Below are 11,773 nucleotides of genomic sequence, written 5' to 3' on the forward strand. Positions count from 1 at the left end.
GCCTTATCAGGCGGTTTGTCCGCGGTCGAACAACTTATTGATAACTACAGTTGCCAGCAGCGAGATCAGTACAAGCAGCACAGATACAGCACACGCATAGCCATAGTTGCTCTCCATAAAAGCATAGCGGTAAATCATAAATGTCATTGTATAATTTGTAGTACCAGGTCCCCCGTTGGTCATAATCAGCATCTGCACAAAGGCGCCTATCCCAGAGGTAATCGCTATAATGAAACAAAATTTGTACATTTCCCTCATCAGAGGAAGTGTAACATGCAGATGCGCTCTCCATTTGCTGCAACCGTCAATCGTGGCGGCTTCAAAGTAGTCCCCAGGTACTGACTTAACTCCTGCATATAGCAGCGCGAATTGATACCCCATAAACTGCCAGGCATTAACGAAGGCGATGGCAATAATCGATGCTGTCGGGGAGCTCAGCCAATTTTGCTGATACTGAATATTCAAAAGATCGAACAGCCGGTTGATCAGCCCGTTGGTCGGGTCGTAAATGGCGATCCACAGCTGGCACACCACAGTTACCGACAGAACAACCGGAATAAAATAAGCCGTTTTCAGTATTTTGCGTCCGCGTGTACGCTGGTCTGCACAGATCAGCGCCAATAGCGTTCCCAGTCCAATCTGAAAGACCACCAGTACAATGGCAAATATCAATCCGTTCTTAAGCGAAGTAGAAAGTAAAGGATCGGAAAATAGCTCCCGGTAATTACTCAATCCCGAAAAGATCGGCGTACTAAGGCCATCCCAATCATAAAAGCTACGAAGAACGGTCTGCAGAACGGGATAAATCAGGATCACACTGTATAGAATCAAAGCAGGGAGCAGAAACAGTGCCAGCGCCGGTTTGTTCCCCAAATATTTATTCATGTATTGCTTACACCCCTTATTTTCGGGACGGCTCCCCCAACGTCTTATGTCGCCAGGGGTTGCTTGTCCCTGGATTTTCAGTTTTCTTTCTCCAATGTACTGTTCAGATTGTTCACAAAACCCTCTACCAAAAAGTTGTCCACCATCAGATTCTGGGTGTTGTCATTGATTGTGTTCTGAATTTTGGTATTGCTCAGAAGCTGAGCATATTCCTTGGCGTTTGGCAGCAACTCTTCGGCGACTCGCTGCATCATTGCTGGAACATTGGAGGCAATTTGCTTATCCACTTTCGGCGAAATGATTGGACTTCCAAGTTGGGTATATTTGTACTCGGCTGACTTTGTCGCAAGGAATGCTGCTACCTTTACGGCAGTTTCCTTGTTCTCGCTACTCGACGATACTGCGTAACCCTGTGGCGAACCCGCGCCGTCGATAAAATATTTGGACTTCTCGTAGGTTGCTTCATCCTTTGCTGGCCAGTACATCCAGTCTACCTGGTCGCCCAGCTTTTCCTGTGAACTGTAAATTTCCCATTGTCCGTTCACAAACATGGCAGCCTTCCCCTGATAGAACAGGGACGATGCCTGATCATAATTGGTGTTCGTTGCATTTGCGTCGAACAATCCGGCTTCCTGCAATTGCTTCATCTGCTGTGCTGCCGTTACGAACGCTTCCGGCAATGCTTTTACACCTTTCTGATCAAGTGCTCCGAATCCTTGGGGCTGCTCTCTTGTAACCAGCCCATTATAAAAAGCAGTCGTAATCCACTTTTCCTTGGCAAAGATCGACATGGGCACATAACCTGCAGCTTTCAACTTTTTAGCTGCTTCGCCCATCTGATCAATCGTCTTAATCGGCGTTTCGATCCCCGCCTTCTCAAAAATCGACTTGTTGTAATAGATAAGCTGGAATTCAATGCCTGTATCCGGATAAGCATACACATGATTGTCTGGAGCTACTAAACGAGATTCAACACCCGGATTAAGATTCTCCTTGAATTTAGCCGTTGTCTCATAGTTGTCCAGCACCTCGACATTTTTCGATTTTGCTAAAGTTTGTAGAGTTGGCCAATCCGTGAAATAAATGTCCGGCATGTTTCCTGTCGCTGCATAAGTCTTCAGCTTCTGGTATCCGTCCTGAACGGCAGGATCCAGTTCAATCTCAACGTTTGGCATGTCCTTTTTGAGTTCTTCCACCGCATAATCGAACGGCTTCGTGGTATCGGCGTCAAAATGCTGCGCATATACTTTCAATTTGATCGTTGTGTCTCCCGTCCCGCCCTCGGAGGAAGCTGACTTGTCTCCCCCGCAAGCGACCAATCCAATAGACATGGTGAGCACTAGCAAAGCTGCACTCCAGCTTCTGTAAGTTTTTTTCATTTGTTTAATCCCCCTTATGCAGTGTGTTTTATGTTTACGCTTTCATTTGCATGATTACAGTATACTGCCGCTTCTTTTCTTGATTAAGGAATAAAACGGGCATAATCAGTAAAAAACGGGACAAATAGAGCAGCGGTTCTCCATATAGGAAAACCGCCAGGCTTAAATCGATGTTGTCCTGCCTCGCAGGACAACATCTACCTTTTTTGGAGTTGCTCATATTCAGTCGGTGTCATGCCAAAGCGTTTCTTGAAGCATTTGCTGAAATAATTGGGGTCACTGTATCCAACACTTTCAGCGATTTCCGACAACTTCCGATTTCTGTTCAGCAAGAGTTCCTTAGCCTTTTTCATCCGGATGTGTGTAATATGATCCACTATGGAGAAGCCGGACTCCTTGCGGAAGACGCGTCGCAGATAGCTGGGATCGACGAAAACCCCAGACGAAACCTGCTCAGCAGACAACTCTGTGTCTGCATAATGTTCCTCAATATAGGTGATCGCCGCCGCAAACAAATTGGAAGCCTTCGTAGGACGCATATTCTCCATCAACTGAATCAGCTTGCGGTACAGGGCGAGCATCCAACCTTCAGCAGTCTCCCAGGAATCTAACTCCCGCAGCCGGTCGTAAGGAAACTTGTTCAAACCTTCATCCCATAGCCGATCATAAGGAATGCCACGTTCACTTGCAAAAGAAAGTGCTAGAGATACGATTCCCATAAGCATTGCGTCCGCGTATTCATCCCCCCACTTATACATACTAAGCTGCTGGATTGCCTTACGGACTTCCTCTAATGTTTCACTGTCTTTCAATCGAAGGTCTAGCACGACCGCATCACGCAGATGACCCAAATCAGGCATACTTGCTCTGCCGTGCAACGCTTCGCTACCATGCTTACCCCACTCGGTACTTTCGTTCTCCTGCGGAAACACCGGTAGTTTCGGCTTAATACGTTCCAACATCGAGAGCATTTCTTCTGCATTGAACGGCTTCAACAAATAATCCTGTACTCCGGTTCGAACCGCCTTCTGTAAGTATTCAAATTCGTTATGTCCGGATATGAATACAATAACGATGCGTTCGAACTTGACTTTCAACCTCTCGGCTAATTCAATTCCATCAATGAAGGGCATATTGATATCTACGAGGGCGAGATGCGGCTGATGCCGCTCGGCTTCTTGAAGTGCTTCCTGTCCGTTCCTTGCTTCGCAGCAAACCCGAAAACCATAACTTTCCCAATCTATCTTCATACGCAGAAAGTCTCGGAACAGCGGCTCATCATCGACAATCATTACTTTATACATCTTGGTGTTCACTCCCCTTTGGCAGCATCGGCAGCGACAAGTCAATAGTTGTTCCCTCCGCAAGAACACTTTGCACGGATATCCCATACTCTTCGCCAAAATACAGACTCAGTCGTTGCTGAACACTGTAGGTACCGATTGACCGTATTCCTTCTTCCGGCAAATGTCTGGACATAATGGTCTGAACCTGTATTTCGTCCATCCCCACACCGTTGTCCTCCACTCGAACGACCACCTTATCGCCCTGTTTAAAGGCGAAAATGCGGATAAAACCTTTTGTTTCTTTCTTCTTAAGACCATGGTAAATCGAATTCTCGACAAGCGGCTGAAGCGAGAGCTTCGGGATCGGTGTACCTGCAAGCTCAGGAGGGATATCCACTTCATAGCGAAACACATCGGGATAACGGATTTGCAGAATCGTCAGGTAATCATCAGTAATCTGAGCTTCCTTTTCTAAAGTGATTAGTTCCCGTCCCTTGTTCAGCACCATTCGATAAAAATCTGCCAGCGCTTTTGTAGTATCTCTAGCCTCTTCATTACGATCTAACTCATTGAGTGCATAAATGGTATCCAAAGTGTTGTACAGAAAATGTGGTTTAATTTGTGCACTTATCAGTGCGAGCTCATATTCACGTTTACGGTTCTGTTCCTGCCTTACCTCTTCCAGCAGCTCCCGAACTCGTCTTACCATAAAATTAAATGCTTCAGCAATGGTACCGATCTCATCCTCTGTGCGGACTGTCGTAACCGCTTGCAAATCACCAGTTACTACTTTTCGCATGGCCCCAGTTAGTTGTTCGAGAGGGCTAACGACCATTTTGGATAGAAAGCTAGCACCCAGCCAGGAAAAAACAAGGCATAACACGCCGATTAAGAGCGACAATCTAACATTTTGCCGGACATCAGCCATGAGCAGGCTAAGAGATACAATATTGACCAACTTCCAATCCATTCGGGTATAATCAGTGACCGTTACCAGATTGCCCTCATCCTCGAATGAGCACGTTCCATGGGATGCATTAGGTGCACAACGTTGGATAGCCTCACCCAGCTGTGGATTCACCGGATTCATCAGCATCTCATTGTCTTCTGCCACAGCCACGCGCATTTCATTATCTAAAAAATAATAAGATTTGGGTGCATCTGGATCGCTGGAACGAAAGTAATCGGACAAACCTTCTTCCTGCACTAACAGAAAAAGCGTTCCATAGGGTTCGCCGGTGTTTATATTAATGACCGTCTTCCCCAGCGTCAATACCGGAGAGCTCGGATCTGGTGTTAGGAAATCCCTCTTCTCCATATCAAACCAGAGGGCCTGTCCATAACTTTCAGATTCTCTTACCCGCTTAAGCATGCTATAGATCTTACGATCATCACCGCTTTCGGTATAAGAGGCAAAAATTGTCCCTTCATTATCAATGAATACAGCGGCATCCACCTCACGAAAGATTGACAAATCAATGGATAGACGGCTCTGCATCAAGTTTCCAAACTGAATAGGCTCCATGGCAGTGTCAGGTTTGGCACCGTATGAATCATACATTCGGTTAATATTCGTGACCATAATATTGGCCGCCGTTTCCACACTGCTGAATATGTAATCGGTCCGAGACAAGATAAGCTGAGACTCATCAACCACGTTGCTGGTGGTTCGGTCTATCAAAGAACGGCTGAAAAGCTGGTTGGACAACAGTCCGAGAGTAAGCAGAGAAACAATAATTAGCGGAAGAAATACCGTTATAACTTTGCTTTTAAAACGAAGTCGACCAAACCACTTACGAGCTAGTGACAGAATATTCAACTAGAACCCCTCCGTCATCAAGAGAATATTCATCATGTTAACACAAACAATCTGTACAGTAGTAGATCAAAAATAAAGTTAAAAAAATTCAACCATCCATCTTGAAAGTGCTTCAGAGATGTGTTAGGATAAAGTCGATTTTTAGTAAAATTATTAACTAAAAAGGTGTGAGTTCTTTTGGCAACCATTAAAGACATTGCCCGCGAAGCGGGTGTGTCTGCCGCAACCGTTTCGAGGGTTTTAAATAACGACTTGTCTCTGTCCGTGAGCCCAGACACCAAAAACAGAATTTTTTCAATTGCTGAACAGCTTGAGTATAAGCCTTCCCGGCTGAGACAATTAAAGCAGAACACGGAACGTGCCGGGAAGACGGTCTCCCTCCTGCTGTGGTGTTCTATTGAGGAGGAAAGAGACGATCCGTATTACGCCTCGATCCGCCGTGGAATCGAACTGCGCTGTGAAGAGCTTGGCCTGACGTTGGGGCAGACCTTGCGTGGCCGCTCATCCATCGGTACCCTGCAGAAGGCGGACGGTCTGATTGTTGTGGGCGGCGTTGATCCTGAGGAGGTACTCAAACTTCATCCTGATAAGAACACCATTGTCCTTGTCGACCAGTACCATGAACAGTTGGAGTATGATTCTGTACGACTTCATTTCCGGCAAGCTGTTGATCAGGCACTCGGACATCTACTTGAGCTTGGCCACCGACAAATCGGATTTATCGGCGGTAAGAGCGACGGTGAGCGAAGAGCGCATTATTTTGAACGATTCATGCGGGAACAGGGGTTGTACAATCCTCAATTCGTCCGTATAGGTGCCTGGAGTACCGCAGATGGTTATTTTATGATGAACGAACTCCTAACCCAACAGGAACGACCGACAGCCTGCTTCGCTGCAAGCGATCCGCTCGCTATTGGTGCCCTCCGCGCCCTTCATGGCCATGGAGTCAAAGTACCAGAAGATATGGCTGTTGTCGGCTTCGACGACATTGAGATGGCAGCCTTCGTACAGCCTCCGCTAACCACTGTCCGTGCCTACCCTGAACAGATGGGAAAGGCTGCCGTGCAACTGCTCTCTGAACGGTTTGAGGGGCGTGAACCACCTGCGTACAGCGTGATCGGGACTAAGCTTGTCATTCGGGAGAGCTCATGCAAAAAAGGCTAACATCAGTACTTGAGAGTCTTGTTGTCATTGATTAGTATCCTTACGTAAAACAATAATGATAAACCCCTAAGGAGTGAATATCATGAACATTCATGTTAACGAGGCACTTGGTTTGTTTCATTTGCAGTCCAAGGATTGCAGCTATATTATCCAGCTTGTAGAAGGATATCCCGCACATGTCTATTGGGGAGCTCAACTTCATCATGACCAAAGTCTCGCAAGTATATTGGAGCTTAGGGAGCGTTGCTCCTTCTCTCCCACTCCCGTTTCTTCCAGCCGTACAATTTCTTTGGACACGCTTCCACAGGAATACCCCCAGTATGGAACAAGCGACTTTCGTCAACCAGCTTACCAGGTTACACTTGCGGACGGAACTCGGACTACGGAGCTGAAATATAGTGGTTACCGTATTGAACCGGGTAAACCAAAGCTCGAGGGACTTCCTTCCGTCTATACCGAATCGGATGATGAAGCCACAACCCTCTTTTTGATCCTTGAAGATCAATACTCTGGGCTTAAGACTACTCTGCTCTATACTGTATTTGCGAATCACAGTGCCATTGCTAGGTCTACTCTTTTTGAACAAAAGGGAAGCGCTACCATGAATATTGAACACGCCATGAGCGCCTCTGTCGACTTCGCCGATTCCAACTACCAAGCTCTCTACTTACCTGGAGCCTGGGTTCGGGAAAGACATATCCAACGCCGCGATCTCGGACCCGGCTCCATTCGGCTCGAGAGCCGACGGGGTTCCAGCAGCCACCAAATGAATCCCTTTCTGGCACTGCTTCGTCCTGATGCGACTGAAGATCATGGGGATGTGTACGGTTTCAGTCTAATCTACAGCAGCAACTTCGTCGCACAGGCGGAAGTAGAGCAGTTCAATCAGACTCGTGTAAGTATCGGAATCAATCCCTTTGACTTCTCCTGGCGGCTTGAGCCGGGTCAGTCATTCCAGACTCCTGAAGCCGTATTGGTCTTTTCCGAAGAAGGTCTTGGAGGCATGTCACGCACCTATCACCGACTCTATCGCACACGTCTGTGCCGGGGAGCTTACCGTGACAAAGAGCGTCCGATTCTCGTGAACAATTGGGAAGCCACGTATTTCGACTTCGACGCCGACAAAATCGAAGCGATTGCCAAGGAAGCAGGGCCCCTTGGAATTGAGCTCTTTGTTCTAGATGATGGTTGGTTTGGTAAGCGCGACAACGACGACAATTCGCTTGGGGACTGGTTTGAAGATCGCCGAAAGCTGCCTGGCGGCCTTGCCGATCTGGCCAAACGGGTTAATGAACAAGGATTACAGTTTGGCTTGTGGGTTGAGCCGGAAATGGTATCACCTGATAGTGAACTGTACCGCACCCATCCCGACTGGTGCCTGCATGCAGAAGGTCGGCGGCGGACGGAAGGCCGATCCCAACTGGTGCTCGATCTCTCCCGCAAGGAAGTATGCGACTACTTGTACGAGACGCTTAGCTCCGTATTCTCGATCGCTCCGATTACTTATGTCAAGTGGGACATGAACCGTAACATGACGGAGATTGCTTCAGCTACATCTCCTAGCGAACGACAAAAGGAAACTGCGCACCGTTATATGCTCGGACTTTACGATCTGATGGAACGTCTGACCTCCCAGTTCCCGGACATCTTGTTCGAAAGCTGTTCTGGAGGCGGTGGACGATTCGATCCCGGAATGCTCTACTATATGCCGCAGACATGGACCAGTGACGATACCGATGCCATTGAAAGATTGGCTATCCAGTACGGTACAAGCATCGTGTATCCGGCCAGTACCATGGGCGCACACGTATCGAACGTACCGAATCACCAGGTGGGACGAATCACCTCCCTCGCTATACGCGGCGACGTGGCGATGAGCGGAAATTTTGGCTACGAACTTGACCTAACTGCCTTTACAAATGAAGAAAAGGAACTCGCTGCCAAACAAATCGCCCAGTATAAGGAAATTCGTTCCCTTGTACAGCAGGGAGATATGTATCGACTCCTTAGTCCGTTTGAGGGCCGAGGCGATACGGCCTGGATGTTCGTTAGCGAAGACCAATCCGAAGCGTTTGCCGCTTACTTCCGTGTACTAGCTGAACCGAATGGGCCCATCCGGCGACTAACTCTAAAAGGACTTGACCCAGATAAAAAGTATATAATCGAACACGGGGCGACGGGCAACACTGCAGTCCATGCGAGTAATACCTTAGTAGAAGATGGCGGTTCCCCCTTCTGCGTAGCATTTGATGGCGAAATTTTTGGAGGTGACCGCCTAATGAAAATTGGGCTTGTTGTCTCGGATCTCTCTGGAGATTTCGCCAGCTCTACCTTCCGCCTTAAAGCGATCTCCTGCTAATCATAGATGCGGTCAGTGACGATAAAAAAATTAAAGCAAGGCAGGCCGATTTTCCGGCCTGCCTTGTTTTAATAACTTCGGTCCCCATGGATTGAAGACGCACAAGAGATTGCCAAGCAATTGATCATTTAATAACATCCTTGACTTTGATTTTCCATATCATATGATCAAAGCCTGCTCCCCAATAATCTTTTAATAAATAATCAGGAGTTCCAAACTTCTTTTCCCATATTCTTTGTGCAGTACGATACCCACTATCTAAACAAAATTCTTCTACTCCTCTATTCTTCAACGCTAGATACATTGATTTCAACAATAAATTCCCTACCCCAATCTTCTGGTAGTCAGGGTGAACAAATACAGTTCCTACCTCGCATAACTTTTTAAATGTATCATTGGTAGATTTACTTATTAGTTCACTTACTGGTCCATATTCAATAGAACCCATTATTTGATTCCCATCTACAGCGATTAAGAAATATCGCTGTTCACCATGACTCTCAAAGTCACTTTCCAAATATACCCTCTTAGTCTCAATTTCCTCCTCTATGTCTTCCAGCATATGACCAATGCCTTCTTTAGCAAACGTGTCTGCAATCACAATTCTAAACAATTCATTTAACTTTTCGGTGTCTTTAACTTTCGGCCTTCTGATTTCTACATTATTCATCTAGATTTCCGCCGATGAATGATTCAGTACGAGACGCTTTGAAAGCACATCATTCGATAACTCCATCAGGCTTTTTATTTCATACGTGGGTTGAATGCTAGACGCGTTTGTTTTCCCATCAGGGTTGAACCAACAGGTATCAATTCCGTATTGGTTGCCTCCTTGAATATCGGAGGTCAAGGAATCACCGACCATAAGAACCTTACTTTTATCTGAAATGGCTAGCTTGGTAAATGCGTAATCGAAAATACCAGCTTGTGGCTTTTGGCAACCCACTTCCTCTGAAATAATTACCTGTTCAAACACATCACGCAGCGGCGAAAGCTGAATTCTGGAGGTTTGCACCTCTTTGATTCCATTCGTAATGATCGCCAAACGACAGTCGGATAGTACATTACATAATTCAATCGCTCCGTCCATCAAAAAAGCACCTTCACCCAAATAACGTAAATATGCATCACTAAAAGCATCTGGATTAAAGTCTAGATCATGAACAGTAAATAATCGCTTAAACCGTTCCACACGCAGTTGCGCTGAGGTAATATGTCCTTCCTCTGCCTCTCGCCATAACGCACTGTTGATTTCATCATAACTGGCTTTATATTCAGTGGCCCCTTGGGGCAATCCAAATTGGGTAAACGTATTATGTAGCGCATGACTCTCTGCCTTTTTAAAATCAAACAACGTGTCATCGACATCAAACAAAATAATTTCGTACTTCATAACGACCTCCATATCATTGCTTTACTAAATTGTTCAGTCTGCTTGATCCTTTGAGCTGATAGATAGAAGTACAACGAAAAACTAACAATACATTATTTCCTTTCGGTTATTATACAGAACCTAGTTAAGCCGTCAAGTCACTAATAACAAAGTCATAGTATTTTTCATCGGTGCAAAAGGTAAATACCACTTAACAAGAATGCCCGTAAAATGAGGCTCACGTTCATTTTACGGGCTACTGAACATCTAAGAGATGATTTAGCAAAAATACTAGTGATCTTCATTAATCCATTTGGCTAATGTTTGATCAAAACAATGAGGTTCTTCAAACATCGGGTTATGCCCACTATGTTCAAAAATCACCTTTTTCACGTTCGTATAGCTATCATCGACCATATCCCATAAAGAAACTGGCGCAACCAAATAATCATAACTTCCCAAACCAATAAATACGGGTTTATGGACATCCGCCAAGGATTGTATCAGATTCATGTTACCGAATACTTCTCCCCATAAATAATCAATGATAGGCATGTTCGTATATACATCTTTCCACATGTAAGCCGCATCATAGGTATAATCATAAAAGCTCTGGGCTCCCATGCGTATACACATGTGAACAAATCTTCTATCAGGGTCTCTTTTGATATCTTCCTCTAATAAAACAATGTCCTTTTCAAAACGTTCCTTTCTTTCTGGACTGGCCGTTTCATAAAAGAATGCAGCGCTTTGCCGCTGTCTTTCCTGGCTGTTCGTAGGTGCTGAATTTAAAAGCACCACCTTTTGAACATAGTCCGGGTATTGTTTAGCATATTCCAAAGCCATAAAGGCATGCCCGGAATGCCCTAGTATAATAAATTGATCTAGATTAAGGTATTGTCGGGCGGCTTCTATATCATTTATTACTTTATCCAATGTATAGTCTTCATGTTTTAAAACTCGAGGCGGTTTTACAAATCCTCTATGATCCAGGAAAATGAACTGGAATTTTTTATATAAATTTTCTGAAAACAAGCGAGGATAATATATACTACTGCCTATCACCAATATTGGCTTTCCGTAACCTCTTATACAATACTTCAGCTCAAATCCATCACTAATAACACTTTGATAAGTGCTCATCTTCATCGTCTCCTTTTCTTTTTTTAATCACTCCCTTTCCATAATTTAATTCCCTTGTATTCTCCATAGATCGTTCCAGCACTATAACTCACCTCAGAAAGTACTTTGTTTTTATGAGAAAAGTTTAACATGGTTTTTTCAGAAACAAAACTGGTTTACTTTTGTCTTACTTGTCTTGACTTATGGGATCCATACTGAATTTTTGACAAGCACATCTTTTTGGAAACAAAAAAACCGCGATAATCGCGGTTTTTTATGTTGAGGTCATACTTGTATTTGCTTGGCGACGTCCTACTCTCCCAGGACCCTGCGGTCCAAGTACCATCGGCGCTGGAGGGCTTAACGGTCGTGTTCGGGATGGGTACG

The 11,773-nt window shown here is 45.3% G+C and carries 9 protein-coding genes and 1 rRNA gene; 2 read left to right on the forward strand and 8 right to left on the reverse strand.

Going from position 1 to position 11,773, the window contains the following annotated elements; translation table 11 throughout:
- Positions 1 to 6: 6 nt before the first annotated feature.
- The 4 genes from AC5ELV_RS24755 to AC5ELV_RS24770 all read right to left on the reverse strand — a co-directional run bounded on the left by AC5ELV_RS24755 (position 7) and on the right by AC5ELV_RS24770 (position 5,369).
- Complete coding sequence (locus tag AC5ELV_RS24755) at positions 7 to 885, reverse strand: carbohydrate ABC transporter permease (RefSeq protein ID WP_493432285.1); 879 nt, start codon at positions 883 to 885, stop codon at positions 7 to 9.
- 77 nt (positions 886 to 962) lie between these two features.
- Entirely contained in the window at positions 963 to 2,264 is a 1,302-nt protein-coding gene (locus AC5ELV_RS24760; protein ID WP_493432286.1) for an ABC transporter substrate-binding protein, read from the reverse strand.
- Positions 2,265 to 2,461: 197 nt separating this feature from the next.
- The gene (locus AC5ELV_RS24765; RefSeq protein ID WP_493432287.1) at positions 2,462 to 3,568 is read right to left on the reverse strand and encodes a response regulator transcription factor; all 1,107 of its coding nucleotides are present in this window, start codon (positions 3,566 to 3,568) and stop codon (positions 2,462 to 2,464) included.
- The gene (locus AC5ELV_RS24770) at positions 3,561 to 5,369 is read right to left on the reverse strand and encodes a sensor histidine kinase (RefSeq protein ID WP_493432288.1); all 1,809 of its coding nucleotides are present in this window, start codon (positions 5,367 to 5,369) and stop codon (positions 3,561 to 3,563) included. Before AC5ELV_RS24770 ends, AC5ELV_RS24765 begins: the two co-directional genes overlap by 8 nt.
- 177 nt (positions 5,370 to 5,546) lie before the next feature.
- On the opposite strand from AC5ELV_RS24770, the gene AC5ELV_RS24775 reads away from it, so the two are divergent.
- Positions 5,547 to 6,533 carry a LacI family DNA-binding transcriptional regulator gene (locus AC5ELV_RS24775; protein WP_493432289.1) on the forward strand — a complete coding sequence of 329 codons (987 nt, stop codon included), beginning with the start codon at positions 5,547 to 5,549 and terminating at the stop codon, positions 6,531 to 6,533.
- Positions 6,534 to 6,615: 82 nt separating this feature from the next.
- Entirely contained in the window at positions 6,616 to 8,892 is a 2,277-nt protein-coding gene (locus AC5ELV_RS24780; protein WP_493432290.1) for an alpha-galactosidase, read from the forward strand.
- A 124-nt stretch (positions 8,893 to 9,016) separates the two neighbouring features.
- Here the strand turns inward: AC5ELV_RS24780 and AC5ELV_RS24785 are convergent, their stop codons facing one another.
- From AC5ELV_RS24785 to rrf, 4 genes are all read right to left on the reverse strand, one after another.
- A complete protein-coding gene (locus tag AC5ELV_RS24785) occupies positions 9,017 to 9,562 on the reverse strand; it encodes a GNAT family N-acetyltransferase (protein ID WP_493432291.1) in 546 nt (181 codons plus the stop codon).
- The gene (locus AC5ELV_RS24790) at positions 9,563 to 10,285 is read right to left on the reverse strand and encodes a YjjG family noncanonical pyrimidine nucleotidase (RefSeq protein ID WP_493432292.1); all 723 of its coding nucleotides are present in this window, start codon (positions 10,283 to 10,285) and stop codon (positions 9,563 to 9,565) included.
- 270 nt (positions 10,286 to 10,555) lie between these two features.
- Positions 10,556 to 11,407, reverse strand: a complete 852-nt coding sequence (locus AC5ELV_RS24795) for an alpha/beta fold hydrolase (protein WP_493432293.1) — start codon at positions 11,405 to 11,407, stop codon at positions 10,556 to 10,558.
- A gap of 278 nt (positions 11,408 to 11,685) precedes the next feature.
- A 5S ribosomal RNA gene (rrf, locus tag AC5ELV_RS24800) occupies positions 11,686 to 11,773 on the reverse strand; the annotation flags it as partial.

The sequence above is a fragment of the Paenibacillus sp. NMA1017 genome (assembly GCF_058895805.1).

Excerpts from the sequence above, each read along its gene's own strand:
- AC5ELV_RS24755 (WP_493432285.1), bottom strand. The coding sequence starts at position 885 with ATGAATAAATATTTGGGGAACAAACCGGCGCTGGCACTGTTTCTGCTC.
- AC5ELV_RS24760 (WP_493432286.1), bottom strand. The coding sequence starts at position 2,264 with ATGAAAAAAACTTACAGAAGCTGGAGTGCAGCTTTGCTAGTGCTCACC.
- AC5ELV_RS24765 (WP_493432287.1), bottom strand. The coding sequence starts at position 3,568 with ATGTATAAAGTAATGATTGTCGATGATGAGCCGCTGTTCCGAGACTTT.
- AC5ELV_RS24780 (WP_493432290.1), top strand. The coding sequence starts at position 6,616 with ATGAACATTCATGTTAACGAGGCACTTGGTTTGTTTCATTTGCAGTCC.
- AC5ELV_RS24785 (WP_493432291.1), bottom strand. The coding sequence starts at position 9,562 with ATGAATAATGTAGAAATCAGAAGGCCGAAAGTTAAAGACACCGAAAAG.
- AC5ELV_RS24790 (WP_493432292.1), bottom strand. The coding sequence starts at position 10,285 with ATGAAGTACGAAATTATTTTGTTTGATGTCGATGACACGTTGTTTGAT.
- AC5ELV_RS24795 (WP_493432293.1), bottom strand. The coding sequence starts at position 11,407 with ATGAGCACTTATCAAAGTGTTATTAGTGATGGATTTGAGCTGAAGTAT.